General features: G+C 58.9%; 27 protein-coding genes. 6 read left to right on the top strand and 21 right to left on the bottom strand.

The features are described 5' to 3' along the window. The 3 genes from QWJ34_RS08415 to QWJ34_RS08405 are packed head-to-tail and all read left to right on the top strand — an operon-like array spanning position 1 to position 2,920. Positions 1–1,041 carry a FecCD family ABC transporter permease gene (locus QWJ34_RS08415; protein WP_302726903.1) on the top strand — a complete coding sequence of 347 codons (1,041 nt, stop codon included), beginning with the start codon at positions 1–3 and terminating at the stop codon, positions 1,039–1,041. After that, complete coding sequence (locus QWJ34_RS08410) at positions 1,038–2,093, top strand: FecCD family ABC transporter permease (RefSeq protein WP_302726901.1); 1,056 nt, start codon at positions 1,038–1,040, stop codon at positions 2,091–2,093. The genes QWJ34_RS08415 and QWJ34_RS08410 overlap by 4 nt, the downstream gene beginning before the upstream one ends. Continuing rightward, on the top strand, positions 2,093–2,920 hold the full coding sequence (locus QWJ34_RS08405) for an ABC transporter ATP-binding protein (RefSeq protein ID WP_302726900.1): 828 nt from the start codon (positions 2,093–2,095) through the stop codon (positions 2,918–2,920). Before QWJ34_RS08410 ends, QWJ34_RS08405 begins: the two co-directional genes overlap by 1 nt. 117 nt (positions 2,921–3,037) lie before the next feature. Here QWJ34_RS08405 and QWJ34_RS08400 read toward each other — a convergent pair whose 3' ends face one another. The 14 genes from QWJ34_RS08400 to QWJ34_RS08335 all read right to left on the bottom strand — a co-directional run bounded on the left by QWJ34_RS08400 (position 3,038) and on the right by QWJ34_RS08335 (position 15,579). Continuing rightward, positions 3,038–3,442: a VOC family protein gene (locus tag QWJ34_RS08400; protein WP_302726898.1), complete on the bottom strand. Its 405-nt coding sequence runs from the start codon at positions 3,440–3,442 to the stop codon at positions 3,038–3,040. Positions 3,443–3,606: 164 nt separating this feature from the next. After that, a complete protein-coding gene (locus QWJ34_RS08395; RefSeq protein WP_302726896.1) occupies positions 3,607–5,016 on the bottom strand; it encodes an MDR family MFS transporter in 1,410 nt (469 codons plus the stop codon). 846 nt (positions 5,017–5,862) lie between these two features. After that, entirely contained in the window at positions 5,863–6,336 is a 474-nt protein-coding gene (locus tag QWJ34_RS08390; protein WP_302726894.1) for a MarR family transcriptional regulator, read from the bottom strand. Positions 6,337–6,541: 205 nt separating this feature from the next. Beyond that, on the bottom strand, positions 6,542–7,276 hold the full coding sequence (locus QWJ34_RS08385; protein ID WP_302726892.1) for a KDGP aldolase: 735 nt from the start codon (positions 7,274–7,276) through the stop codon (positions 6,542–6,544). Between the two features lie 20 nt (positions 7,277–7,296). Then, entirely contained in the window at positions 7,297–8,406 is a 1,110-nt protein-coding gene (locus tag QWJ34_RS08380) for a DgaE family pyridoxal phosphate-dependent ammonia lyase (protein ID WP_302726890.1), read from the bottom strand. A gap of 19 nt (positions 8,407–8,425) precedes the next feature. After that, a complete protein-coding gene (locus tag QWJ34_RS08375) occupies positions 8,426–9,100 on the bottom strand; it encodes a DUF4310 family protein (protein ID WP_302726889.1) in 675 nt (224 codons plus the stop codon). Between the two features lies 1 nt (position 9,101). Then, on the bottom strand, positions 9,102–9,887 hold the full coding sequence (locus QWJ34_RS08370) for a DUF4311 domain-containing protein (protein ID WP_302726887.1): 786 nt from the start codon (positions 9,885–9,887) through the stop codon (positions 9,102–9,104). A 30-nt stretch (positions 9,888–9,917) separates the two neighbouring features. Beyond that, the gene (locus tag QWJ34_RS08365) at positions 9,918–10,256 is read right to left on the bottom strand and encodes a DUF4312 family protein (protein WP_302726885.1); all 339 of its coding nucleotides are present in this window, start codon (positions 10,254–10,256) and stop codon (positions 9,918–9,920) included. A gap of 7 nt (positions 10,257–10,263) precedes the next feature. Further along, a complete protein-coding gene (locus QWJ34_RS08360) occupies positions 10,264–10,629 on the bottom strand; it encodes an SFCGS family glycine-rich protein (protein WP_302726883.1) in 366 nt (121 codons plus the stop codon). A 63-nt stretch (positions 10,630–10,692) separates the two neighbouring features. Continuing rightward, complete coding sequence (locus QWJ34_RS08355; RefSeq protein WP_302726881.1) at positions 10,693–11,052, bottom strand: PRD domain-containing protein; 360 nt, start codon at positions 11,050–11,052, stop codon at positions 10,693–10,695. Beyond that, positions 11,043–12,176, bottom strand: coding sequence for an amidohydrolase/deacetylase family metallohydrolase (locus QWJ34_RS08350; protein ID WP_302726879.1), 1,134 nt, complete (start codon positions 12,174–12,176; stop codon positions 11,043–11,045). The genes QWJ34_RS08355 and QWJ34_RS08350 overlap by 10 nt, the downstream gene beginning before the upstream one ends. Before the next feature lie 32 nt (positions 12,177–12,208). Next, on the bottom strand, positions 12,209–14,119 hold the full coding sequence (locus QWJ34_RS08345) for a BglG family transcription antiterminator (RefSeq protein WP_302726878.1): 1,911 nt from the start codon (positions 14,117–14,119) through the stop codon (positions 12,209–12,211). A gap of 26 nt (positions 14,120–14,145) precedes the next feature. Beyond that, complete coding sequence (locus tag QWJ34_RS08340) at positions 14,146–14,403, bottom strand: HPr family phosphocarrier protein (protein WP_302726877.1); 258 nt, start codon at positions 14,401–14,403, stop codon at positions 14,146–14,148. Positions 14,404–14,751: 348 nt separating this feature from the next. Continuing rightward, positions 14,752–15,579, bottom strand: a complete 828-nt coding sequence (locus tag QWJ34_RS08335; RefSeq protein WP_483314254.1) for an NADP-dependent oxidoreductase — start codon at positions 15,577–15,579, stop codon at positions 14,752–14,754. 303 nt (positions 15,580–15,882) lie between these two features. Here QWJ34_RS08335 and QWJ34_RS08330 point away from each other — a divergent pair, with 303 nt between their 5' ends. Next, on the top strand, positions 15,883–16,458 hold the full coding sequence (locus QWJ34_RS08330) for a TetR/AcrR family transcriptional regulator (protein WP_302726873.1): 576 nt from the start codon (positions 15,883–15,885) through the stop codon (positions 16,456–16,458). 400 nt (positions 16,459–16,858) lie between these two features. Here QWJ34_RS08330 and helD read toward each other — a convergent pair whose 3' ends face one another. Further along, a complete protein-coding gene (gene helD, locus QWJ34_RS08325; protein ID WP_302726872.1) occupies positions 16,859–19,306 on the bottom strand; it encodes an RNA polymerase recycling motor HelD in 2,448 nt (815 codons plus the stop codon). Between the two features lie 225 nt (positions 19,307–19,531). Further along, on the bottom strand, positions 19,532–20,140 hold the full coding sequence (locus tag QWJ34_RS08320) for a TetR/AcrR family transcriptional regulator (protein ID WP_302726871.1): 609 nt from the start codon (positions 20,138–20,140) through the stop codon (positions 19,532–19,534). Between the two features lie 155 nt (positions 20,141–20,295). Between QWJ34_RS08320 and QWJ34_RS08315 the strand changes: the two genes are divergently transcribed. Further along, complete coding sequence (locus QWJ34_RS08315) at positions 20,296–20,988, top strand: SDR family NAD(P)-dependent oxidoreductase (protein ID WP_302726869.1); 693 nt, start codon at positions 20,296–20,298, stop codon at positions 20,986–20,988. 30 nt (positions 20,989–21,018) lie between these two features. Here QWJ34_RS08315 and QWJ34_RS08310 read toward each other — a convergent pair whose 3' ends face one another. From QWJ34_RS08310 to QWJ34_RS08290, 5 genes are all read right to left on the bottom strand, one after another. After that, a complete protein-coding gene (locus QWJ34_RS08310) occupies positions 21,019–21,384 on the bottom strand; it encodes a GntR family transcriptional regulator (RefSeq protein WP_302726867.1) in 366 nt (121 codons plus the stop codon). After that, on the bottom strand, positions 21,381–22,037 hold the full coding sequence (locus QWJ34_RS08305; RefSeq protein WP_302726865.1) for an ABC-2 transporter permease: 657 nt from the start codon (positions 22,035–22,037) through the stop codon (positions 21,381–21,383). The genes QWJ34_RS08310 and QWJ34_RS08305 overlap by 4 nt, the downstream gene beginning before the upstream one ends. Then, a complete protein-coding gene (locus QWJ34_RS08300; protein WP_302726863.1) occupies positions 22,030–22,884 on the bottom strand; it encodes an ABC transporter ATP-binding protein in 855 nt (284 codons plus the stop codon). Before QWJ34_RS08300 ends, QWJ34_RS08305 begins: the two co-directional genes overlap by 8 nt. Before the next feature lie 102 nt (positions 22,885–22,986). Beyond that, the gene (locus tag QWJ34_RS08295) at positions 22,987–23,334 is read right to left on the bottom strand and encodes a DUF4260 domain-containing protein (RefSeq protein ID WP_302726861.1); all 348 of its coding nucleotides are present in this window, start codon (positions 23,332–23,334) and stop codon (positions 22,987–22,989) included. After that, positions 23,327–23,959: a TetR/AcrR family transcriptional regulator gene (locus QWJ34_RS08290; RefSeq protein WP_302726859.1), complete on the bottom strand. Its 633-nt coding sequence runs from the start codon at positions 23,957–23,959 to the stop codon at positions 23,327–23,329. Before QWJ34_RS08290 ends, QWJ34_RS08295 begins: the two co-directional genes overlap by 8 nt. 234 nt (positions 23,960–24,193) lie before the next feature. On the opposite strand from QWJ34_RS08290, the gene QWJ34_RS08285 reads away from it, so the two are divergent. Beyond that, positions 24,194–25,144 (top strand): aldo/keto reductase, encoded by a 951-nt coding sequence (locus QWJ34_RS08285; RefSeq protein WP_302727499.1) that lies wholly within the window; start codon positions 24,194–24,196, stop codon positions 25,142–25,144. The last annotated feature ends 35 nt before the right edge of the window (positions 25,145–25,179 follow it).

Genomic DNA, 25,179 nt, shown 5'->3' with positions numbered 1-25,179 from the left:
ATGAGCCATCTTACGGTCTCGAGCGACCACCGTCCGAGTCCGCACATCCCAAAGCATTTCTCCACGGTACTGATCGTGAGCCTGATCCTGCTGGGGGCGAGTATTCTCGCTTCCCTGGCTTTCGGCTCCCGGGCAGTGCCGTTTCACGATTTAGTCGACGGTTTGTTCCACCCCGAGGTGGACTCCTACGGGGCGAATATCGTGCGCAAACGGGTCTCCCGCACGGTGTTCAGCCTGTTTTGCGGCGGAGCGCTGGGCGTGTCCGGCTCGCTGATGCAGGCGGTCACGCGCAATCCGATCGCCGATCCGAGCATCCTGGGCGTGAATACGGGAGCTTCCTTGTTCGTGGTGTGCGGCATGGCTTTCCTGAATATGACTACGGCAAACGAATATATCTGGCTGGCGATGGCCGGAGCCGCGATTACGGCGGTGTTCGTGTTCGGCATCGGCTCGCTCGGACGCGGCGGAGCCACGCCCATCAAGCTGATTCTGGCCGGAGCCGCGACCAGCGCGGCGCTGTCCTCGCTGGTGACGGCGATCCTGATCCCCCGCTCGCACGTCATGGACCAGTTCCGCTTCTGGCAGGTGGGCAGCGTCGGTTCGGGAACGTGGAACAGCATTACGACTTTTATTCCGTTTCTGCTGGTCGGCCTGGCGATCGGCTTCCTGACCTCGCCTGCGCTGAACGCGCTGGCGCTGGGCGACGAAGCGGCCAAAGGGCTCGGCGTCAAGACCGGCACGCTGCGGCTGATCGCGGCGCTGGCGGGCGTCGTGCTGTGCGGCGCCGCGACGGCGCTGGCCGGACCGATCGGCTTTATCGGCCTGCTGGCGACCCATGTCGTGCGGCTGATGATCGGACCGGATCTGCGCTTCGTGATTCCGATGTCCGCGATCGCCGGAGCCGTCATCCTGACCGTCTCGGATGTGTGCGGCCGGCTGATCGGCAGCCCGGGAGAACTTGAAGTAGGCGTGGTGACCGCCTTCGTGGGCGCGCCGATTCTGATCGTGCTCGCGATACGGGCAAAGGGGCGTTCCTTATGACCCTGACATTGAAAAGCAAACCCTTTGCCGGCTCCGTCGCGCTGATCCGCGCGGGACGGCGAGAGCGGCAGCGCCGCTGGCTGCTCGTCACCGGCATTCTGGCTTTGATTGCTGCGGGTCTCTGCTGCGCGATGCTGATTCTCGGTAATACGATCTATCCGCTCGACCAGGTCGTGCGCGCGCTGGCCGGCGAGAAGATCAAAGGCGTCTCGTTCGCCGTTAGCACGCTGCGGCTGCCGCGCATGCTGGCCGGATTGTTCGCCGGTTTCGCATTCGGCGTCGCCGGCTATACGTTCCAGACGCTGCTGCGCAATCCGCTCGCCAATCCGAACGTCATCGGCATCACGTCGGGTTCGAGCGCCGCGGCCGTGTTCTGCCTGACGGTGCTGCAGGCGAGCGGGGCGTTCACGTCCGCCGCCGCGGTGGCGGCGGGACTGGCGACGGTCATCGTGATCTATGTCCTGTCGCGCGGCAGGATCTTCTCGATCGGGCGGCTGATCCTGATCGGGATCGGCATTCAGGCCATGCTCGACGCCGTAATCTCTTATCTGCTGCTCATCAGCTCGGAGAAAGACGTGCCGGCCGCGATCCGCTGGCTGTCCGGCAGCCTGAACGGCTCCAAAATGAGCGAACTGCCGCCGCTGGTTATCATCGTGCTGATCTGCACGCCGATCCTGATGGTTCTCGGCAAGCACCTGCACGTGCTGGAACTCGGCGAGCAGTCGGCTTCTTCGCTCGGCGTCAGCACCGACAAGACAAGAATCGCGCTGATCGTCTGCGCCGTGTTCGTGGTGGCGATCGCGACGGCCACGACGGGTCCGATCGCGTTCGTCTCGTTCCTGGCCGGGCCGATCGCCAAGCGGCTGGTCGGAACCGGCTTCCACAGCCTGATTCCGGCGGGACTCGTCGGCGTCAATCTCGTCCTGGCCGCCGATCTGATCGGCCAATACGCTTTTGTCACCCGTTTCCCCGTCGGCGTCATTACCGGATTGCTCGGAGCGCCCTACCTGATCTTCCTGTTGATCCGAATGAACCAGAAAGGGGAATTGTGATGAAGCCGAACCATATTTTCCGGGCCGAGCAGGTCGTCGCCGGCTACGAGCACAAGACCGTAATCAACGGCGTGGACCTGAGCCTGCCGGGCAATAAGATCAGCGTGATTATCGGCTCGAACGGCTGCGGCAAATCGACGCTGCTCAAAGCGCTGGCCCGGCTGCTCAAGCCGACTTCCGGCAGCATCACGCTGGACGGCAGGCCGATCGCCAAATACCCGTCCAAGCAGCTGGCCCGGATCGTCGGGCTGCTGCCGCAGTCCCCGATCGTGCCGGAAGGCATCTCCGTCGCGGACCTGGTCGGACGCGGGCGCTTCCCGCACCAGCCGCTGCTCGGCGGCTGGTCCAAGAAAGATTACGAAGCCGTCGCCGAAGCGATGGAGCTGATGGATATCACGGAGTTCGCCAACCACAACATCGACGAATTGTCGGGCGGACAGCGCCAGCGCGTCTGGATCGCCATGGCGATGGCGCAGCAGACGGATATCCTGTTCCTCGACGAGCCGACGACGTTTCTGGATATCACGTATCAGGTCGAGATTCTCGACCTGCTGACCGACCTCAACCGCAAGCACGGGACGACGATCGTCATGGTGCTGCACGATATCAATCTGTCCGCGCGCTACGCCGACCATATCTTCGCGCTGCAGGACGGCCGGCTGATTGCGGAAGGCACGCCGACCGAGGTCATCACGAGCGAGCGGGTCAAAGAAATCTTCGGCCTGGACAGCGAAGTGATCGCCGATCCCGTTTCGGGCTCGCCCATGGTCGTGCCGAAAGGGCGTTATCACGCGCAGACGGCCGCAGGCGCGGGGATTTCGTTTTAACCAGGCATATGGCAGCCGGGCCTATAGGCAGGCTTGCATCGAAAAAGGATCTCCGTTTCCGCGGTTAGCCGCGGGAGCCGGAGATCTTTTTGGTTTGCGCGCCGGAACGGGGACTGCTTATCCCTGTCCGCTCAGCTCCTGCGCAATTTCCCACACATGTCCGCCCGGATCGGCGAAGCACGCCGTACGCACGCCCCACGGACGGTCGACCGGTCCGTTCAGCAGCTCTACGCCCTGCTCCCGCAGTTCCTCGCATACCGCTTCGACGTCTTCGACGCGAATCGTAAACTGGAACCGCGAGCCGCTGCCCGGCTCCGCCACTTTGCCCGGTTCGATCAGACCAGGCGCTTCGGAGCTTTGGAGCAGATTGATGCTCATATTCCCGAAGTCGAACACGGCCGAGTGCTCGTCCCCGAACACCTGCCGAAGCCCGAATACTTTTTCGTAAAAAGCGACCGTGCTCTCCAAATCCTCGACGAACAGCGTAACCACGTTGATATTCCTCGCCCCGAGTGTGTCCATCTTTCATTCCCTCCGCTCTTTGAGTGCCTGAATAGAAAGCGCCTTTTTCCTTTTCAAAGCTATTTTACAAATATTTCGGTTCAAAGAGAAGGCGGATTCAGCTAATGGAAAAATGAATATTCGACGCGGTCAACGAACCCGGCGCGCGGCGGATGAACAGCCGCTCAGATGGGTTTCTTGCCGGTAAGCAGCAGTCCCGGGATGAAGATCAGCACAAGCACGATCGCGGACAGCAGGAATCCGGCGTGATATCCTTCCAGGCTGCCGGCTATCGTATGCGGAAATTGCAGCGCGACGGTAGCGACAACGGTGGCGATTACGGCCGAGCCGAAGCTCGAACCGAGGTTTTCGATAATGTTGATGCCGACGCCCGCTTCCGGAAGCTGCTTGCTGCCGAGTCCCGTATACGCTTCACTGGTGAGCGGAAGGCTGATGCCTCCGACGCTGGTGCCGCGGATAAACAGCACGAGCGAGATCCAGACCATACTGGTCTGATCGGTGATAAAGACGAGCGGAATCGAGCCGATCAGCGAGAGCGCGATACTGACCAGGACGACTTTTTTGGCGCCGATCCGGTCGATCATCTTGCCGATATACGGCCGGGTAATCAGCATGCCGAGCCCCTGCGGAATCAGCGCCAGCGCCGCTTCGATCGCGGTGAAATGGCGGAACGTCTGGAAGAACAGCGGCAGGATCAGCATCGGGCCCATGATCGCGATATTGGTCAGGAACAGTCCTGCGCTGGCGGCGGAGAAGCTTCGGTGCGCGAACAGGTTCAGCGGAAGCACGGTCCGGTTGCCGCGAACGCGGTTGTAGACGAAGTAGACGATTGCGGAGGCCAGGCCGATGCCTGTCCACAGCAGCGTTTCGTTATTATTGAACGAGGCATGGTCCGCCGCCTTGCTGATGCCGTAGATCAAAGCCGCACTCATTACGGACAAGGCGATAATGCCGAATGCGTCGAGTTTGCTGTCCTTGTTGAACGGTTCGAAGTCGGGGACGGCTTTGATCATCAGCGGGACGGCGATCAGGACGACGAACACGTTGATAAAGAAAATCCAGTGCCACGACGCGATCTGAACGACGAAGCCTCCGACGACCGGTCCCAGGATGGGGCCGAGGATCATGGGCGTGCTGACGATGGCCATCACTCTGCCGAGCATGTCGGGACCGGTCGTTTTGACCAGCAGGGTGAACATCAGCGTGGTAATGACACCGGCGCTGAAGCCTTGAAGCAGCCGGAACAGGATAAAGCTCGATACGTCCCAACTGACTCCGACCAGCACGGAGATCACGCCGAAAGCGACGACCGCGCCGATAAAAATCTTCTTGCCGTTGAATCGGTTCATCAGCCAGCCGGAGATGGGAACGGCAATCGCCAGCGCCAGCACATAGCCGGTGATCGCCCACTGGATCGTGTCCAGCGTCGTATTGAAGTCTTTGTTGAGCTGATCGATTGCGATGTTGACCATCGTGGAATCCAGCATGGGGGCGATGGCTCCGAGCGCGATCGCCCAGGCAGCCATCAGTATTTCTTTGGGAATGCCCATTCCCTTCGATTTGGTTTTGGCCATGGTAATTCTCCTCTTGGATGTTGGGATGTGTTTGCGAGCCGCGGGGCGAGAGATGCGAATCTCATTTTACCTTCCTCGGAAGCAAAATCATCGTATCATCTTTTTCCTTCCTCGGCAACAAAAATTTAAAAATAAAAAAGCAGCCCGCTCTCTGTGGAGTTTGGCTGCCAGTAGCTTGTCTCAGTTAGATAGTAGGTTTACGCTCGGCTGAATCGCGCATGGTTCACGTGCGAATCCGTTGGAGATTTTGTACACGGGCCAGGTACAAATTCTCAGACGTGCGTAACCGTTCATTGGATTCGGAACAAGTCACCCGTGACTTGTTCCGAATCGATGTTCGGTTTCTGCTGTTGAAATGGCGGTTCGCTCATGCGAACCTGCCTGTATCACGCGGAAGCTCTCCGCTTACGTTTACGCTTACGCTGCTTAAAAGTCAACGTAGACGGCAGTTAGACGCTAAATTCGGAGCTACAGTGATGAAAAAGCAATGTAGACGCTATCTTGAAACAAAAAAGGGCTCCAGCGGCGCTGTACGTTGCATAAAAAGCAACGAAGCCTGCCGAAATCAGCGTTTTACCGCTCTACGTTGCCGAAAAGTCAACGTATGGCACCGACGAGGCTCTGCGTCCGCAGCTGTACGGCCGGAAAGTCGGCGCGGCCGATAGAGCCGCGGCCGATCTGCCGGGCTTCCATCCGGTGCCGATAGTCGGTGCCGCCGGCCGAAACCGAACCTCTATTTTGAGGCAAGCCGCCGGGGCTTGTTAGGGTTGGGCTTGAGGGCGAGTCGGATTGTTTGGGTTGTTGGCGGGTTCGGATCGGGTTGGTTTTCGCGATCCGATTCCGTGTTTAGTCCACTGTCGGGTCGATGCCGAGCTTCTCGATCTCCGTGTCCAGATGCCGGCTGTATTTTTGGATAAACATGAGCATGCTGTCGAACTGCGCGTCGGTCACCTGCTCGAAGATCGCTTTGTCGCGCTCCCGAAACTCGTTATGCAGCTCCTCGTGGATCTCGTAAACGGATTTGCCCTGCTCGGTCAGACGGAAATAGATTTCTTTTTTGTTCTCCGGCTTGCGGTAGCTTTCGATCAGCCCTTTTTGCATCATCTTCCGGGTCAGTTTGCTGATGGCGCCGCTGGTCATGTACAGGGACTCCGCCAGTTTGGTTACGTTGGGGTCCGTTATTTGGTGGATGTATTCGATGCAGTGGACTTCGGAAGATTTGTAGCCTCGCAGGCCGTCTTCCATTTTCCCTTTGTTCAGCCAGGTCAGTTTATTGAATAGGTCCCTGAATTCGCTCATGACCTGTTCTTCTTTGTTCATAGCCCGTTCTCTCCCTTGTCGGCGCGTTTGAATCTGTTGTCTTTATTACCTTACCAAAAAGGACCTGTTCGTTAAAGAAGCGCGGGGAGATGCGGGAGAAATCCGCCTGGGTCGCGTATGGAAATCGGGAACAGCAGAGTCTCCGAGACGCGCAAAAACCCTCCGATCAGGGAGGGTTGGAGAGATCGAGACGGATCGCGCGGACTTATCTCGCCCACGCCGGCAGTGCGGCGATCAGTTCCTCGATGTCCGAGATCCGGGTCAGGCCGGTCGCCGGGTCGATGATGGAGGTATAGATATGCGGGACGATGGTCTGCGCGCCGTGTTCGGCGCAGACTTCGACGATGCGGCCGATGGAGCGGGCGTCGATGCCGCCGGTCGGTTCGAACAGGGCGATGCCCTGGCGGACCGAGGCTTTGACCATCTCGGCGACTTCGTCCAGGCGATCGGTTCCGTCGATCGGGTACAGCTTGACCGAATGCACGCCGAGTTCCGCCAGCATGGCGGCGGCCGCGTCGCAGGTCAGGTCTTCGCGGTAGGCTCCGCTCTGCGGGCCGGTCGCGATCCGGACCCGGCCCGGCGTGCCGCTTGGGGTAACCAGCGCGTTCACCAGCGTATGTCCGCTGCCTGCCGCGCGCAGCGCGCCCAGCGTGTAGCCGGCCGCCGGGAACACCTGGTTCACATGCTCCGGCCGGGTTTGCGCGGCCACGTCGACGACCCGGCTCCACATGGCGGGATCGCCGCCGCCGAGGCCGACGGAGACCGGAATGCCGGCCTGCTGAAGCTCGCGGACCCGGCCCGCCGCTTCGTCGTTCGTGGCGAAATGCTTGACCATGACGCCGATGTATACCCGGCCGCCGGCCGCCGCCGAGACCTCGGCGGCGTTCGCGGCGTCGCGGGCCAGTACGTTCAATTTGACGATGGGATGTTGAATAGACATTCGGCTTCGACTCCTCTTACCTATTTCTGTTGACTCTGCACAATTTCCTTAATACGCGCCGCGATGGCTGCTTCCTGGCCGGGCAGCAGCGGCCGAGGATCGACGTAGATCACGCCGAGACCGGCTTTATGGCTGCGCGTATAGATCGCCGGTTCTCCGGTCTTCAGCCGCTCCGCCAGCCGCGCGGCGTCAAAGCCCAGAGCGGCTTCGTCCACTTCCAGCTTGGCCCGGTAAATAGCCCGGCCCGCTTCGTCCTGCACGATGCTGCCGCGAAGACCTTCGATCCCCCGCAGCTCTTCGATCAGCCACAGCATGCGTTCCTTCTGCCGTTCGGACTCGTCCGTCCGGTCGGCGTAGCGTTCCAGCGCCGCCAGCAGGCCGGCGATGCCTTCCTTGCCGATCTTCATCGGCCGTCCGATGCCGTCGTACTGCTCCCGGCAGGCCCGCATATAATCGGCGCGGCCGCAGATCAGGCCGGAAGTGGGTCCTTCCAGCGCTTTGGCGCCGCTGTAGATGACGAGTTCCGCGCCCGCCGCGATATAGCGGCGCAGGTCTTCTTCCGCGGCGGCGTCCACGATCACCGGCAGTCCGCGCTCGCGCGCGGCGGCGATCATGACCTCCAGGCTCTGCATGCCGCTCTGCGCGGTGCGGTGGGACTTGACATAGAACAGCGCGGCCGTTCTGTCGTTGACGGCTTCGCGGATATGCCGCTCTTCCGTGAGATCCGGTTCGCCGACTTCGATCGTCCGGCCTCCGCCCAGCGCAATCATCTGCCGGACGAAAGCGCCGAACGGCTCGGAATGTCCTTTTTGCACCACGATCTCGTTGCGCAGGCCTTCGGAATCCGGCAGACGTCCGATCAGCTTCGGATCGCTCCCGGCGATCACCGCCGCGACCGCGATTGCCATGCCCGCCGAAGCGCCGGAGGTCGGACAGCCGTCCTCCGCTCCGGTCGCTCCGGCGATCGCGCGGCCCGCCGCCTCCATAAAGTCGGAGACGTCCACATAATCCATCGCCGCTTCGCCGACCGCCGCGGCCACTTCCGAAGCCACCGCGCTTCCGCCGAGAGCCGTCATTTTGCCGCTTGCGTTAATGACCGGTCTGCAGCCGTACTGCGCAAATCTATTCATTGCACCATCCCGTTCTGATTTACTGCGGCGGCGCGATCGGGAAGAAGATCCCCATAATCATGGCGCCGATAATCGCTCCGCCCGCAATCGGTTTTTTGAAGTAATAGAACACCGCGGCCATCAGGGTGGCGCCGATTCCGACCGGAATGGAAGCCATAATCGCGGAAATGATCAGCAGCGGACCGAGGTAGCGTCCGGCCGCGTTGCCCGCGCCCATCATCACGTCCGCGCCGTAAGTCGATTGCGCCGACTTGATCGTAAATTTGCGGATCGTAATAATGAGGAAGCCGATCAGAAAACCGATCAGCGCCCCGGTCGCCAGCGACAGCGGGAAGTTCTGGAGCGGAGCCGTCAGTCCGGCGCCCAGCAGCATCGCCGGAATGCCGATGCCGACGCCGGTCTGGATCGATCCGCCCACGTCGAGAATCCCGACCAGCGGACCTTCCAGCACCCGGGCGAACAGGAAGCTTGCGCCGAAGGCCGCCGCCGCTCCGTAGCCGCCGCCTTCGATGCCGGCTTTGAGCAGCGAAACGATCGCGATATCGTTGAACGCGCCGACGCCGTACACATAATACAGATGCGTGCCGGCAAAAGTACCCGACGCTACGCAGGCGACGAACAAAGTAAACGCCCATTCGGAAAACCAGAAGCCGCGTTTGGCCGTATCGGCCGCCTGGATATCAACATTGCCCATATTACTCCACCACCGTTCCAAAGAATGCGTGCAGATCGATCAGACCCTGCGGAATGCCGATATTCAAGCTGTGCAGCAAAGCCACGTCGAACGCCCGGAAAAATCCGCTGAAGATAAACAGCAGAACGACGGCTATAGTGATCGACTTGGTGACGCGGTTCCAGCCGCTGTCGTCGAGGCCTTTGCCGATCAGGATGCCCAGCACGAGTCCCGGCACCGCGTTGCCCATAACCAGATGGGCGAAGCCGCCGAGGATGGTCGCCCAGATCCCGGTCCGTTTGCCCGCGTCCATCGCGGCCGTCCAGAATACCAGCGGCATGATCGGATTGAGCAGCCAGTTGGCCGCCGGCACGATAACGCCGCTCGCGATCGTTTGCAGGCCGGCCGGAATAGCGGATGCCGTAAAGTTCAGGAACGTCACGACCACCGCGCCGACCGCGGCGCCGGCAATCGCCATTTTTTTCGGATTGTACATCGTTTCTTCGACTTTGCGATTGCGGATCAGCAGGATCGCCGCCGACCAGTGCGGCACGATCCGGTGATCGACGTCGCCCGTCAGCGCGCCTGCGCCGACGACGGACGCCCAGGCATTGAACAGAAAGCCGAGGCCGAACGAGAAGTGGGCGACGGGATCGTCTTCGCAGGCGTTCAGTTCCCCCAGACTGCGAAACGCGCCCAGCCCCTGCACGGTCGGAGCGTGGAACATGCGGGCAGCGCCCGCGCTGACGCCGAACCCGACCAGCAGGCCGATAATAATCGATTCAAACACGATAGCCAGACTGTTCAAATGAGTACCCCCCAAACTTCAGATAGCCGATCAGCGCAGATGCAGCGCATGCTGGGCCGGAGACAAATTCTCCTTGTGCTCTTCGTACGGAATATCCGACAGCTTCACGTACCGCAGGCTTACCGATACGTTCATCCGAATATCGCAGCGGGTCCGGGTGCGCGGAAACAAAAATCCGAGAAACCGCTCTTTGTAAGTCAGTTCTTTGGCGGAAAGCACTTCCACGTCCTGCGGGACGATCTGCAGGATCATTTCCGGAAGCTGCTTCGTCACCTCGACTTTCACCTGGCTCATCGCCTTCTGGAAAGCTCCGGCTCTGCTCTCCGCGCTTCCGTTTACCGTCACGGTCATTTCCTGCTCGCGATACACGATGCAATCACCCCTTGTTCAGCTTGATGTATTCTTCCGTCAGGCTCTTGCCCAGTTCTTCCACGTCGAGAAAACCGAACCCGATCGCTTTCTTGCCTTCGCGAATCGCCGTCACGCCGCTTTCCACCGAACGCAGGCCGTAGACCATCGGATACTTGTACTTGTTGTTGGCGTTGATCGCGCCCGCTCCGCCGCTGCCGCAGAACGAAATGCCGAAGTCGGCCTGCTCCGCGTTCATCACGTCGCCAAGCTTCATATCCGCGCCGATGCCGGGAATCAAGATGGCGATTCCGCCCGCCGCTTCCACGCCTTTGGCTACGCTTTGCCCTTTGCCCAATCTGTGCCCGATTACCACTTTGACCTTCTCTTCCATATGTTCCACGCTCCCGTTCTTTGGATTTGGTCGGGATTCGGCAAGGATTTGCCCGAGTTCCGTTTACGCCTTGGCGGCTTCGAAATGCACTGTCAGATAAAAAACTTCCGCGTCGTCGAGTTCTCTGTCTTCCGGCAGTTCATAGCTTTCCAGCACCCGTCTGCTCACCTCGGCAAACGCTTCGCTTACCTCGTCGAACATGCCGTCTTCAAGCTCCGGCAGGTAAGTTCCGCCGCGCACACGGCGGATAAAAGCGGTTAGGTGCACGCCCATCGCGAGCGTCCGCTCGAACGACAGGATGACGCCTTCCTGCTCCGCCAGACGCTGCGCCAGTTCCAGCAGAGCGGTGATTTCGCCGACTTCTTCCGGCTCGATCGCTTTCTGCCGCTTCATTTCTTCCAAAGCCTGCTGCGTTATTTGCATAATACGACCGCCCCGTCTTTGACCGCATAGCCGGCTTTGAGCACCTGCTGCGCGGTTAATGTTTGCCCGTCCGCGTCGACCAGCTCCGCCGGCTCGTCCACGAGCTTCAGCAGCGTGATATCGGCGGGCGTGCCTTCCTGCAGCGTTCCGAGCCGGTCGCCCTGCTTCAGAACTTTCGCCGGCGCGAGCGTCGACATTTCCACCACCTGCTCCAGCGAATAGCCGAGCGCAAGCAGCTTCGTCATGGTCAGCGTCTGGCTGTAGACCGGTCCGCTGCGCCAGTTGTCCAAATAAATATCCGTGCTGATCGAGTTGGGATGAACGCCGAGCCGCCGGGCCTGCTCCATCACCCGGAAGCTGAAGCTGGCGCTGCCGTGGCCGACGTCCAGCAGCACGCCCCGGTCCAGCGCGGCCCGCGCCTCGGGAATCAGCCGTCCGTCTTCGGCCAGAATACCGCCCGGTTTGCCGTGAAAAGCATGCGTGACCACGTCGCCTTCTTCGAGCAGATCCAGTACTTCGCTTAGGGCGGGCGGCGCGTTGCCGATATGCGCCATCACCGGCACCCGCGCCCTGCGGGCGGCGGCTTTGGCGATCCGCAGCGGCTCGACGCCGCTGCCCTGCACCACCGAACCGCTCATGCGGGCTTTGATCCCGATAATGATCTGCGGGAACTGCGCAATCCGCTCGACCGTGCGGTCCATATGCAGCGCGGCGGTATTTTTCAGCTCCGACTTGCCGCCTTCCAGTCCCAGACTCGAAATGTTCAGCCAGGCTTTCACATCCGTCGCGTTCTTTTCCACACTGTCTCTCAGAAAGCGTTCGAAGTTCTTTTCCCCCGAGCTTCCCGCGTCCACCACCGTCGTTACGCCCTGGAGCACGCCGACCGTGTCCGCCCGCGCGCCCATGCCTTCGACCGATTCGAAAACGTGCGCGTGCAGGTCGATCAGGCCCGGCACCGCGTAATAGCCCGAAGCGTCCAGCTCCTGCGCGCCTGTTCCGGCCAGACTCCCCGGCTGGGCGACCGCCGCGATCTTCCCGTCCGACACCGCGATATCGTAAGCGCCGCGGCGTCCGGCAGACGGGTCGATCACCGTTCCGCCGTGGATGACCAAATCGTGCTGCATCTGCAAACCCTCCCTGCTCTCTTCCTCTATCCCTATTCCAGATAGCGGAGTATGGCCTCAATCTCGCTGCTGTTGATCTGGATATGATGTTCCTCCAGAATCTCCCGAAGCGCCGCTTCGGCCGGAGACCGGAGATCCGGCTCCGCCGGAAATTCTTCCGCCTGCCGGTACTCCGTCCCGAATGCGATCCGGTTCATCATATACAGCAGGTGAAGCGTCAGTCCGTCGGCCCGTTCCGGAGACAATCGCTCCCCGAACCGGTCGATAATCTGCTTGCTGAGCGTGTATCCTTTGAAAATGATATTTTGAAACCGGTACGCCAGCGTCGATTGGCTTCCGCCGGCGGGATAGCTTTCCGGAGTGCCCGCGCCGCGCGGCGCGCTTCCCGCTTCTTCGATCCGCTTTAGTTCGGAGCGGATTGCCAGAAAGTCCGGCCTGCCGGGAATGGCATTCACCACCACGACCGGCACGTCCGCCGGAACGGCCGACACGCCGTTCGAAAGCGGAAAGACGCTGACAATCAGATCGTAGCGATCCAGGTCCAGCACTTTGCCGAGTTCCATAATGGAGCAGACCGCGGCGACATGAATCATTGGGATTTCTTTTTCGATCAGCGTTTTGAGCAGCGCGGAAGTGCCCATGCCCGTCCCGCACACGACCGCCGCCCGATACCTCGGCAGTTCGTCCCTGCGCTCGTAAGCCGTTTGGAACAGCAGGGCGAGCGAAGCGACATCGGAATCGTTCAATGCCAGATCGTAAGCGGCAAAAGCGATCGCGCCGGCTTCCTTCACATGCTCGAACATCGCCCGGTACGAGCGCAGAATCTCCTGCAGCAGCGGATGCGGTTCGACGACGCCGTAGCTGTGCTTGTTCAGCATCTCGGCGACGCGGGCCAGCAGCGCATTGAACAGCTGCATGTCTTCCTCGAACGATACGCCCGTCCGCTCCCCGACTTCCCGGAGCAGCGACCGCACGATCTCGAACGTATCCGACGAATCGAAGCCGCTGCTCGGCGCGCCGCCCGTTCCGGGCGCGATCGCCATCGTCGCCTGAAGCGAAATATAGCGGATCGCTTCGTCGGACATCGAAAATCCCCATTCTTCCGGAGCTTCGGACAGAATCCGCCGAAAAACGGCGTGGCCTTTCAGTCCGTCGATCAGGCGCTCCGATTCCGGATCTTCCGGCGGCAGCGCCGATTCGTACTCGCGGCGCTGCACGGCGATGCACAGGCGGATAAATACGGCGACGATGACGCGGTCCGACAGCAGCACGCCGAGCTGCCGGTCCAGTTCTTCCACCAGGCGCCCCAGCGCATTGAAGATCCGCCCGCCATCGGGAACCCCGAGCCAGAAGCGCTCCAGCACGATGCTGTAGTGAGGCGGCGCCTGCCGCCGGGCCGCGCCCTGCACGATCTCGAACAGGTCGCTTCCGTCGACCGAATCCTGCACGACGCTTTCCAGCGCCGTCCGTTTGCGATTCTCGGCGCCGACGATCTCCAGGCCCAGCCTGGAACGCTCGATGCGAAGCTCCCAGCGACCGAGAAATTCTTCGGTCAGCAGCAGATCCGACTGCGTGGTGCTGCGGGTGACCTGATTGCGCTTCATCAGTTCTCCGATCGTGAGCGGCGAATCGCTCATCATCAGATCCAAAATGGCGCAGCGCACCCGCTCCAGCTGGTTCATAAATACCCGGCCTGCCGAATCTTCCAGCTTGGCCAGCAGCTGTGTGCGCTCTTCGTCTTCGCAGTCGATCCAGATGCCGACGCTGGACTTGGACTGCACTTCGATATTCTCTTCGCGCAGCCAGATCCGTACGGCTTCCAGATCGTATTTGATCATCCGCTCGCTGACCTGAAATTCGTCGGCGCAGTGCTTGATTCTCAGCGGATACTGAACCTGCAAGATCTTTTTGAGAAGAGCTCGCGATCTCACGGATAGCGTCATTCTGTATCTCCCCCTTAGGCGCCGCGTTAATCCAGGAAAGATTCCAGCAGGTCCCCGATTTCCTGGAGGGCTTCTTCTTCCCGGTCGCCTTCCGTTTTGAGCAGCACCCGGTCTCCGCATTGAAGCTCCAGAGTCAGGATGCTGACGATGCTTTTCGCATTCACCTCTCTCCCCTCTTTTGTAAGCGTAACCATACAAGGATAGATTTTAGCCTTCTTCATGATTTCTCCCGAGGGTCTGGAGTGAATCCCCAGCGGATTGGTAATCACAACTTCTTTCTGCATAAAAGTCCTCCGTGTTTCATCTTATTTCATTCTTGCTCTTCTGTCCTTAGTGCATGTCAGGAAAATATACATGAACTGTTGTTAATAATCACAAAATAACTGATATTGCAGCTTCTGAATAGATCCAAACTGTTTCACCTTCCATGAGGCAATAGAGTTTTAATCTGTCATGATTGTGACATAAGGTACATGTTTACAGAGCCGTTCGCATACAAAAAAGGACTCGTTAAACCGGGCTTTGTTCAAAGCGTCCGGTTTACGAGTCCCTTTCATTATTATTTACGCTCGTTTGCTTGCTCCGTAAACAAGCGTTTTTTTAAGAGCTTGTATCCTTAGCCCTTATACTTTTTACTGGACTGTAAGCACAATCTTGCCTTGAATGTGTCCGCGGGCGGCCCGCTCGTGCGCTTCGCGGGCGCCGGCGAGCGGGAAAGTGCTGTCGATTGCGACGCGGACCGTTCCGTCTTCGAGCAGGCGGCCCAATTCCGCGAGCTGCGGACCGTTCGAGCGCACCTGGGTCGTCGACACGGCGATTCCCAGCTTTGCCGCTTCCTCGGCGTCGGAGAAGCCCAGGAATACCGGGAACAAAGCGCCGCCGCGCTTGAGCGTGCGCAGGAAGCGGCCGGTTGTCGGTCCGCCCAGCGTGTCGAGAACGAGGTCGAGGTCGTGCGCGAGATCTTCGGGATTGCTCTTGGTATAATCGATGAATTCGTCCGCGCCGAGCTGACGCAGGAACGATTCGTGCTTGCCCGATGCCACCGCGATCACGTGCGCGCCCTGCCATTTCGCCAATTGGACCGCCAGATGGCCGACTCCGCCCGCCGCGCCGTTCACAAGTACCTTTTTGCCGTTAAGCGGTACCGGGCGGTGCTCTTCTGGTTGAAGCGGATTCGCTTCGCGATGCCCCAGCTCAATCAGGAACTGCCAGGCGGTCAGACCCGCCATGGGCGCTCCGGCGGCCTGCGCATGATCGATGCCTGCCGGCTTGAGCGCAAGATGGGACGCCGGCGCGGCGACGTACTCGGCATAAGCGGCGCTTTCCGCCATGCCGGGAAAACGAACCATGCCGAATACTTCGTCGCCGACGGCGAAGTCGCGCACATCTTCCGCCGCCGCTTCGACGACGCCCGAGATGTCCGTTCCCAGGATAATCGGGAAAGACAACTCCGGCGCCACTCCGGAGGAAGAGCCTTGTATCCGTCGCGCAGATACCAATCCGGCGGGTTGATGCCGACCGCGCGAACCCGGACCAGCACTTCCCCCGGCTTCAATTCGGGAAGCGGCGCTTCCTCGTAACGCAGGACTTCGGGACCTCCGAATTCGTGCTGACGAACGGCTTTCATTGTGTGTATAGACATCTTGCTTTCTCCTCTCGCGTACCTGAGTTATAATGAGTTGAGCACTGCTCCGTTTATTAGGAGCAGTGCTCCGCTTAAAAAATTATACGGAGCAGTGCTCCACTTGTCAAGGAGGAACCTTATGCGCTCCGACGCGAAAAAAAATTACGATCATATCTTACAAGTCGCGCATATCGTCGTTACCGAGCAGGGCGCCGACGCATCGCTGCGCGATATCGCCCGCAGGGCGGATATCGGGCTCGGGACGCTGTATCGCCATTTTCCTACCCGAGAAGCGCTGCTCGATGCGCTGCTGCGCTCGGGCTTCGACGAACTGACGACAAAAGCGCAGGAGCTTGAAACCGCGAGTTCCTCCGACGCCGCGCTGCTGTCCTGGCTGCGCGAAGTGGTGACGGGCACGGGCGTCTACCAGGGGATCGTGACGGTCATGGTCGCGGCCATGGAAGATACGGAATCCGCGCTTCACGCTTCGTGCGCGGCGCTGCGGGCGGCAGGGGCCCGGCTGCTCGTTCGCGCTCAAGCCGAAGGGTTGGCGCACGCCGATATCGACGGCGACGATCTGTTCTCGCTCATCGCCGCGCTCGCCTGGCTGAGCGATCAGCCCGCATCCGCCCCGCGCGCCGAACATCATTTTAATATTATCGCCAGTTCGATCTTGACGAGCCGCGCGAGCGGCAATCTCAGGACGCAGCTTTGAACCTGGGCATTCATGCAAGAAGAGGACTCCCGCGATATACGGGAGTCCTCAGATTGTCGAGAAACGATTGAATGTAAATATAAATAGCTGCGTATATGCCTTTATTCAGGCTTAATCTTACGTTTTCGAGAAAATAACGACGCTCATACCCTTATTTCGAGCTTTTTCGCTTCGATTCGGCCTTTGACTCCCGAATAATTGCACCTGCGTCGCTATTTGAAGAGACCGAAGCGTTTATCCTCAAATAAGTGTACCTGCGTCGCTATTTTTCGTTTGGAACCCCATAAGTCTCTCTCGACGCATTAAGAGGACTTCCGCGATATGCGGGAGTCCTCTTTTTGATGCCTGTGAAGCGATTCAAGACTCGCTTGGACGAGCTTGGCATCGGGGCGCAAAAGCCTCAAAGCGGATAGACGGACGTCTTCGTTTCATACAACGATTCGTCCACGCTCTCGATAAACGGGCTCCACTCTTCCGCGGCGAACAGGGCGAGGCGGTGCATGGCCCGCGTGCAGGCGGTGTAGAACAGTTTGCGCTCTCCGGCTTTGCTGTAGCTGCGGGCGGAAGCGTCGTAGATCAGCACGGCGTCGAACTCGACGCCTTTGGCCAGATAGACGGGCAGGATCAGGGTTCCCTGTTCGAACTCGGGCGTGGTCTTGGTGACTTCTTTCAGTCCGGCGCAGCCTGCGGCGGTCAGCGCTTCATACGCTTCGCGGGCTTCGGCCGCCGTTTTGGTCACGATACCGATGGAGTCGAAGCCTTCTTCGCGCAGCCGCGCAAGATGGGCGGCCAGCGCTTTCGTTCGATCTTCCGGCGTATCGGCGCGCACGAGCAGCGGCCTGCCGCCGCTGCGGTCGAACGGCTCGATCCCCATCGTTTCCGGCAGCAGCGCCCGGGTGAATTCCACGATCTCCCGCGTCGAGCGGTAGCTGCGCGTCAGGCGGAACAGCCGGGTGTCTCCGGCCCCGTACAGCGAGATCAGCGGAGAGCCGCTGCCGGACAATTCCGTCGACTGGGCGAAGATCGCCTGGCTGAAATCGCCGAGCACGGTCATTCGGGCGCGCGGGAACATCTTTTTGAAGAATGCGTATTGAAACGCCGAATAGTCCTGCCCCTCGTCGATGAATACGTGCCGGATCTCCGCGCTGCCGCGCATGCCTTCGATCAATTCTTTTAAGTACAGATACGGCGTCGCGTCTTCATTCAACAGCTCGCCGCACGCCAGCTTCTCCCGGGTCTGCCGGCAGATCGCGCTCCAATGGACGCCGAGATCGGGATCAAGGGCCGCGGGAGAACACCGGTTGGCGGACGAGTCGTCTTCCGGTTCGAACAGCTGTCTATAAATCGCCGGCATATCGATAAACGCCATAGCGTTCACGCCGCGCTTCAGCGGCTTGAACGCTTCGCCGACCAGACTTCGGCGCAGCTGACGCTCCACTCGTTCGGAGAAATCGAAATCGCCTTCGTCCGGTCTGCGCTTGCCTTCGATTCGCGCCCGGGCGGCCGCATACTGCTCCACGAAGTCGAACACGTTCTGCTCCCGGTGCTGGTCGCGATAGGCTTCTTCGTACAGATCGCTGTCGATATAATTCAGCTCTTCCTGCACCCAGTCCGCTTCGTATTCGCGGCGCTCCAGCGTCTTGAGTTCCTCCAGCAGCCGCTCCTGGAGTTTGACGACGCGGGTGGTCAGGCGCATCGAGTCGTCATAACCGTAGAACTCGGCCTTCATCTTCTCGGCGGTCATCAGCTCGCGGCCGCGAAATACCAGAGGTTTGAACCTCATGCCGCTTTGTTCCAGGCTCTGCGCGTACCGGTGCAGTTCGTCCAGAAAAGCGGTCGACGCTTTGTAACGGATGCCGCTCAGCCGCGCTTCGTATTCCGAATCTTCCGCTCCCGACAGCACGTATTCCATCTGGTCGAACGGGTCTTCCAGCTTGAATGTCCGGCCGAGCCGGCTGTCGAGATATTCCTGGAACGTGGTCTGCCGCATATTTTCTTCGCCGAGTTCGGGCAGAACGGTCGAGACATAGCCGTTGAACATGGGATTGGGCGAAAAAAGCACGATCTGATCCGCTTTGAGCCGGTCGCGCTGGCTGTACAGCAGATAGGCGACGCGCTGGAGCGCAGCCGATGTCTTGCCGCCGCCGGCCGCGCCCTGCACGATCAGCATGGCGCTCGATTCGTCGCGAATGATCGCGTTCTGCTCTTTCTGGATCGTGGCGACGATACTTTTCATCCGGTTGTCCGCCGCTCCCCCGAGCACGTCCTGCAGCAGCCGGTCCCCGATCGTTTCGCCGGTATCGAAGACGCTTTGCAGCTTTCCGCCCTGAATCCGGTACTGCCGCTTCAACTCCATGACGCCCGCAATCGGCCCGCCCGGCGTCTCGTACTCCGCCCGGCCCGGCGAATGGTCGTAATACAGGCTCGCGATCGGCGTGCGCCAGTCGTAGACGAGAAATTCAAGGCCGTCCGAAGCCGCGAACGAAGACACGCCGATATAGACATCTTCCGTAAAGCCCGTCCCGTCTTCGCGAAAGTCGATCCGCCCGAAATAAGGAGACTCCAGCAGCTTTTGCAGTTTCTTGTGCTGCCGGACTTTATTCCGGTAACTGCGCTCGCGTTCCGACAGCAGCGCTTCCTGCTGCTCGATGCTGTACACGGTCTCCTCGAAGTCTTCCCCGGTAGCCGTATTGACGCTGACTTCCTCCCAGAATTTCCGGCGGATATCCACGGCCTGTTCCTGCAGCCCTTCCACTTCCGGTTCGATCTCCGCAATTCTTGCGCGCAGCTTGTCGGATACCTCGTCCAGCCGCTGCTGCTCCCGTTGCCAGTCTTCGTTTCCGATCATTTCCCCATCCACTCCCTTTATTCGATTTTGGAGAAAAACCGTTTGACAGCCCGCCCGAACGCATGGTATGATTAAAGTGTAAATAAGATGTGATAATTATATTTTCTTTTAAATGCACAGGAGGTTCTCTCATCGTAGCACAGAGAGACGTGCCCGGGCAATATTTTTTTGCGCATAATCAACCCCAGCGGAGACGCTGGGGTTTTTGGTGTTTATTCCGTTTTTTTATTCTTCGCGCAGTTCCCAGCCTTGGATCACGTATCGCACGGCGGCGGTCGCCCGTCCGGCGGCCTCGTCCCGGCCAAGCTTCGTCTGCGCGAACATGCCCTGGTGATACATATCGGAGAAGCCCTGGCTGACGGCCAGCAGAACGTCCATCAGCTCGGGGATCTGGCTCCACGTCGCCCGCGGCGCCGCATCCTGCGTCAGCGAGAACAGGAATCCGATCATTTCGCGCTTGCGCTCGTTGAAAGGAACGAATTCCGCTCCTCTGAGCGCGCCGAACAATTCCACGCCGATAAAATGGTCGACTGCGTAGCGCACGTAAGCGCCCGCCGTCGAAGCCAGGCGATCCACCGGATCGCTGCCGGCGGCTTCGGCCGAAGATCGCATTTCCGCAATTTGTCCGTTCAGGAATACGACGCCCGCTTCCATGAGCAGACTCTCCCGATCCGGAAAATGACGGTAGGGGGCTCCCGAGGATACCCCGGCGCGTTTCGCTACTTTGGCGACGGAGAATCCGTGGACCCCCACTTCCGAAATCAGCTCCAGCGAAGTCCGGATCAGCGTTTCTCTCAGATCGCCGTGGTGGTAACTCCGTTCGCGTTCAGACATTCGTTCACTTCCTTTCCGCTCCTTGCCTACTGTCCGTCTATTCATTATAACGCAATATAACGCAACTCCCCAGCCTAATGTAATAGACAACTTACATTCTCTTTGTTATCATGTAAGTGCGTTCTTACATTCAATCCGAAAAGGAGATCTGCAAAATGACGATTACTTTGATTACCGGAGGCAATAAAGGACTGGGCTTTGAATCGGCGCGACGCCTGATCGAACTGGGGCACACGGTTTACATCGGAGCGCGCGACGCGGAGCGGGGCTCAAAAGCCGCGGAAGAGCTCGGCGCCCGGTTTGTACGGCTCGATGTGACGGATACCGATTCGATCGACGCCGCCGCGGCGGAGATTCTGCGCACGGAAGGCCGCCTCGACGTGCTGGTGAATAACGCGGGCATTACGGGCGCATACAAAAAGCCCGAGGATATCACGGCCGCGGATATCCGTCAGACTTATGAGACGAACGTTTTCGGTTTGGTGAGCGTCACGCACGCTTTTCTGCCTCTGCTGCGCCGCTCGGAGGCTCCGGTGATCGTGAACGTGAGCAGCGGACTCGGCTCGTTCGGCACAGTGACGAATCCGGACAGACTGGAATCGCAGATCAATGCGCTCAGCTATACGTCGTCCAAGTCGGCCGTTACGATGCTCACGATCCAATACGCCAAAGGACTGCCCGATATCCGCGTCAACGCCGTCGATCCGGGGGCGACCAAGACCGATCTGACCGGACAGGGACACCAGACCGTTACCGAAGGCACGGACGCGATTGTCAAAATGGCGACGATCGGCAAAGACGGCCCGACCGGAACCTTTACGGACCGCAGCGGCGTTATGCCGTGGTGATTTCTGCTTCGAGATCAAGCCGCCGCTTTTTCAATACACCTTTTTCAGCAGCTCGATCGCTTCTTCCAGCGTGACGCCGAACGACTTGTAATACTGCGCATCGCTCTCCAGCTGCTTCAGGATCGTTTCGCTGCGTATGCGCAGCATCTCGTCCGGCGTGAAGTCGGCGACGAAACAGCCTTTGCCCGTCGTCGTATGGATCAAGCCGCTGCGTTCGAGTTCTTCCCAGGCTTTCTTGACCGTGATCACGCTGACCCGAAGCTCCAGGGCAGCCTGGCGGATCGGGGGCAAACAGTACCCGCTTTCCAGCTCGCCTTTCAGGATTTGGGCGCTGATTTGTTCGTGGATCTGCTGGTAAATCGGTTTCTCGGACGCGTTCGAAATCGTTACGTTCATATGATCTCCACTTTCAGGAATCGTCTGGCTGAAACTCGATAGGCGATCAGAGTAAAAGCAGTAAAAACGAGCACGCCCGCAAGCAGAATGGACAGCTGGAGTCCCGTATTCTCCGTTCCCGGGCCGTAGAAAATATCGTTCAGAGCGGCGATCCGGATTCCGGCCCACTGGACGGCTAAGGCAAACAGGATCGCGGCCGTGCTGGAAACCGTCGTGGCCGCGCCGTATTTATAAGCCGTTTTGTAATACATGGGCAGAAGAATCAAGTTGAAGATCGCGAGCATGACGAAGCATAATCCCCAGAACCCGGGGTGAGGCGCGAAAAAGATATAAGTCAGGTTCGGATACAACCGGAGCGTAAAAGCGCCGAAGATCATGGCAATCAGAAGATGCAGAAGCTCCAGCACGACGATCACGGCGAAACGGGCTTTGACGATGTCTTTTTTGGTCACGGGCATCATCGTACTGAACAGCAGATCGTGCTGACTTTTGAATCCGCCAAACATATTCGGTACCGTGATAAAGCAGAAATACATCGGCACGAGAAAGTAGACCCATCCGGGAATCAGCATCAGGGCGCCTGTAAATAAAGGTAGGGCCAAGAACCAGGGACTTATGCCCAGCTTCAAATCTTTCATCACCAAATTATACATACACATCCTCCTTTTTCGCAAAATAAATCATGATCTCTTCAAGACTCGGCGCGGCCGCGTGTATATCGGAGGAATGATCGAAGTCACTTGTATGGATCAATCCGGTAAAGCCGAAAGAGTTGATTTTATACGAAATCAGGCGCTCTTTCACCTCGTGCAGCTGCTTCTCGCTCCCGCTGAGCAGACGGTAGGACTCCAGCAGATCGTTCTTCTCGGCGCTGGCGACGATCCGTCCGTCCTGGATAAACGTAATAAAGTCCGCGCATTTCTCCAGATCGGAGGTAATATGCGTGGAGAACAGGATGCTGATCTCGCCGTCCATAATAAGCTGCTGAAAAACACCCAGCAGATCGTCCCGCGACACGGGATCGAGTCCGCTTGTCGGTTCGTCCAGAATCAGCAGCTTGGCGCCGTGGGATAACGCGAGGGCCAGACTGTATTTGACTTTCATGCCCCTGGACAATTCGGCGATTTTTTTATTTTCGTCCAATTTGAACCGGCGCAGATAGCTGTAGTAGACGTCGTCGCTCCAGTTCTTGTAAAACTTCTTGGTAATGGCGGTCAGCGTCTTGATCTTGCTGCGCGTATAGAAGTCGATATCGCCGAAAGCGCACCCGATATCCTGCTTCAATTCCATCTCGTGTTCGGCGATATTTTTGCCAAGCACACGGATCTCGCCGCTGTCGACCCGGATCATGTTCAGGATCGATTTGATCGTGGTCGTTTTCCCCGCCCCGTTGGCCCCGATGAACCCCATGATATATCCTTTTTCCAATTGAAACGATACGTCTTTGAGCTGAAAATCCGCGTATTTTTTATGTAAATGACGAACCTCCAAAGCCAACATAAGATCCCTCCCTGAAATTGTGTATGTTGTGCATTCACAATGTATCATGGAGGGATTCCAAAAGTCAATTTGCGGTTTTGTTCGGGCGGCCTGCCGCTTCGTTCAAAGCCTCTGAATATGCGTATCCTGAAACCCCGTCGCATACCTCAAACCGTAGCCCATCATCCGGTCCAGACCGATATGCGCCGTCCAGATCAAGCCGATCATGAGCGGGAGATCCGCCGAGAACGCAAGCCCCGCCAGGGTCAGCAGCAGAGGAACGACGAACGTATGGGCGGCATTGTACGCATAAGCGCCGACCCGGGTATTTACCGCGTACCCGAGCATGGACAGATCCGGCGCAAACAGCAGCAGCAGAAAAGGAAGCCAGCCGTACCCGTTGGCAAAATAAAGATAAGCGCCCAGCGCCAGCATAACCAGCCCTTCGATTCGAATCAGCCGTTTATTCATGCGTTTTCCCTCCTTTTTCTTCGGCTTCCGACCGGATTCCGCCCAGAATCCAGCCGATTCCCCGCGCCAGCCGCTCGTGCGAGATCGGCTCCGCCGACAGCAGGGCGGGCGCCTGGAGCGTCAATCCGTCGAACACGGCCTGGACCAGCGAAGCCAGCGTTTCTTTCTCTTCCGCGTTCAGCGGCAGCTCCAACCGGTCGAGAATCCGTATCATGCCCGACTTCATTTCTTTATACAGATCCGACAGCTCGCGGGCCAGCTTCTCGTTGTTGACGCTCTCGGTCCATAAGCTGATCAGCAGTGTGAACCATTCGGGATTTTCTTTGCGAAATTGGACGACGTGCAGCAGCGCCTGCTGAAGAAGTTCGGCCGGGGAGGTGTGCGGTTCCAGTTGGGCGAAAGCGGCTTTCATGCCCCGGTTAATCATCCACTCCCGGACCACTTCGACCAGCAGCGCTTCTTTGGTGCCGAAATGGTAGCCGATCAGCCCCTGCGCCACGCCGGCTTTAGCCGCGATGTCTTTCATGGTCGCCCGGGTATAGCCCCCTTGGCCGAACAGGGTAAACGCCGCCTGGATAATCGCGTTTCTCCGTTCTTCCTGGTTTCCTTTTTGGGTCTGGTTCATGATATATCCACCTCTATACTGTTTGTTTGAACAGTCAGTTTTATTGTGTTTAATATAAAACTGTTCGCTTGAACAGTCAATAGTTTTTTTATGAATCCAATTCGATCGAAACGTGTGCCTGGTAAAAGTTTTACTGGTATAAACACTGCGTGGCTGCACGATCCGGCTTGGATTAAGATAAGTTTGTGCTTCTTTCTATCCATTCAACCGCAGAAACGGAGGTTCATCTTTATGATTCAGCAGCGAAAATTGGGCGATCAGGGTCTTGAAGTATCAGCGCTCGGTCTGGGCACGATGATGATGCCGGACAACGAAGAATCGGTGCGCACGATCCGGGGAGCCCTGGACCTGGGCGTCACCATGTTCGATACGGCGGACCTGTACGGGGAATTTGAGCTTGGAAGATTCGGCAGCAACGAGAAGCTGGTCGGACGCGCGCTCCGGTCGCGGCGGGACGAAGCGATCGTGGCGACCAAATTCGGCATCACGCATACCCAGGGTCCCAAGGGCGATCCGGCTTATATCAAGAAATCGGTGGACGCCAGCCTGTACAGCCTGGGGCTCGATTATATCGACCTGTATTACCAGCACCGTCCCGATCCGAACACGCCGATCGAAGAAACGGTCGGAACCCTCGCGGATCTGGTGCAGCAGGGCAAGATTCGGTATATCGGATTGTCCGAAGCGCCGGTCGATCTGATCCGCCGCGCGCACGCCGTCCACCCGCTGAGCGCGGTCGAAACGGAATACTCGCTGTGGAGCCGGGAAGTGGAAGACGAGATTCTGCCGGTACTCAAAGAACTGGGCATCGCGCTCGTTCCCTACAGTCCGCTCGGACGCGGCTTCCTGACCGGCCAGATCAAGAAGTTCGAGGATCTTCCGGCGGACGATTACCGGCATAACTTTACGAGATTCCAGGGCGACAACTTTGTCAAAAATCTGGAGCTCGTTTCCCTGATCGAAGAACTGGCCGCGAGCAAAGGCTGCACCCCGGCCCAGCTCGGCCTGGCCTGGCTGCTCTCGCAGGGCGAACGGATCGTGCCGATCCCGGGCACCAAACACCTGGAGCGAGTGCGGGAGAATCTCGGCGCGCTGGAGGTCCGGCTCAGCGAAGAAGACCTGGCGGAGATCGAACGGATCTCGCCCAAAGGCGCGGCGGCGGGCGACCGGTTCGGCGGACTGTAACCGGATCGGATCGTCGGGAGACTTCGCCCGGCGCA

This window comes from Saccharibacillus sp. CPCC 101409, from assembly GCF_030518235.1.
GTDB lineage: Bacteria > Bacillota > Bacilli > Paenibacillales > Paenibacillaceae > Saccharibacillus.
The sequence above is the reverse complement of the archived record's forward strand: the minus strand, read 5'-3'. Positions and strand labels throughout refer to the sequence as shown.

Bases quoted from the DNA above. Each gene is read 5' to 3' on its own strand.
- QWJ34_RS08415 (WP_302726903.1), top strand. From the start codon at position 1: ATGAGCCATCTTACGGTCTCGAGCGACCACCGTCCGAGTCCGCACATC.
- QWJ34_RS08410 (WP_302726901.1), top strand. From the start codon at position 1,038: ATGACCCTGACATTGAAAAGCAAACCCTTTGCCGGCTCCGTCGCGCTG.
- QWJ34_RS08405 (WP_302726900.1), top strand. From the start codon at position 2,093: ATGAAGCCGAACCATATTTTCCGGGCCGAGCAGGTCGTCGCCGGCTAC.
- QWJ34_RS08400 (WP_302726898.1), bottom strand. From the start codon at position 3,442: ATGGACACACTCGGGGCGAGGAATATCAACGTGGTTACGCTGTTCGTC.
- QWJ34_RS08395 (WP_302726896.1), bottom strand. From the start codon at position 5,016: ATGGCCAAAACCAAATCGAAGGGAATGGGCATTCCCAAAGAAATACTG.
- QWJ34_RS08390 (WP_302726894.1), bottom strand. From the start codon at position 6,336: ATGAACAAAGAAGAACAGGTCATGAGCGAATTCAGGGACCTATTCAAT.
- QWJ34_RS08385 (WP_302726892.1), bottom strand. From the start codon at position 7,276: ATGTCTATTCAACATCCCATCGTCAAATTGAACGTACTGGCCCGCGAC.
- QWJ34_RS08380 (WP_302726890.1), bottom strand. From the start codon at position 8,406: ATGAATAGATTTGCGCAGTACGGCTGCAGACCGGTCATTAACGCAAGC.
- QWJ34_RS08375 (WP_302726889.1), bottom strand. From the start codon at position 9,100: ATGGGCAATGTTGATATCCAGGCGGCCGATACGGCCAAACGCGGCTTC.
- QWJ34_RS08360 (WP_302726883.1), bottom strand. From the start codon at position 10,629: ATGGAAGAGAAGGTCAAAGTGGTAATCGGGCACAGATTGGGCAAAGGG.
- QWJ34_RS08355 (WP_302726881.1), bottom strand. From the start codon at position 11,052: ATGCAAATAACGCAGCAGGCTTTGGAAGAAATGAAGCGGCAGAAAGCG.
- QWJ34_RS08350 (WP_302726879.1), bottom strand. From the start codon at position 12,176: ATGCAGCACGATTTGGTCATCCACGGCGGAACGGTGATCGACCCGTCT.
- QWJ34_RS08345 (WP_302726878.1), bottom strand. From the start codon at position 14,119: ATGACGCTATCCGTGAGATCGCGAGCTCTTCTCAAAAAGATCTTGCAG.
- QWJ34_RS08340 (WP_302726877.1), bottom strand. From the start codon at position 14,403: ATGCAGAAAGAAGTTGTGATTACCAATCCGCTGGGGATTCACTCCAGA.
- QWJ34_RS08330 (WP_302726873.1), top strand. From the start codon at position 15,883: ATGCGCTCCGACGCGAAAAAAAATTACGATCATATCTTACAAGTCGCG.
- helD (WP_302726872.1), bottom strand. From the start codon at position 19,306: ATGATCGGAAACGAAGACTGGCAACGGGAGCAGCAGCGGCTGGACGAG.
- QWJ34_RS08320 (WP_302726871.1), bottom strand. From the start codon at position 20,140: ATGTCTGAACGCGAACGGAGTTACCACCACGGCGATCTGAGAGAAACG.
- QWJ34_RS08315 (WP_302726869.1), top strand. From the start codon at position 20,296: ATGACGATTACTTTGATTACCGGAGGCAATAAAGGACTGGGCTTTGAA.
- QWJ34_RS08310 (WP_302726867.1), bottom strand. From the start codon at position 21,384: ATGAACGTAACGATTTCGAACGCGTCCGAGAAACCGATTTACCAGCAG.
- QWJ34_RS08305 (WP_302726865.1), bottom strand. From the start codon at position 22,037: ATGTATAATTTGGTGATGAAAGATTTGAAGCTGGGCATAAGTCCCTGG.
- QWJ34_RS08300 (WP_302726863.1), bottom strand. From the start codon at position 22,884: ATGTTGGCTTTGGAGGTTCGTCATTTACATAAAAAATACGCGGATTTT.
- QWJ34_RS08295 (WP_302726861.1), bottom strand. From the start codon at position 23,334: ATGAATAAACGGCTGATTCGAATCGAAGGGCTGGTTATGCTGGCGCTG.
- QWJ34_RS08290 (WP_302726859.1), bottom strand. From the start codon at position 23,959: ATGAACCAGACCCAAAAAGGAAACCAGGAAGAACGGAGAAACGCGATT.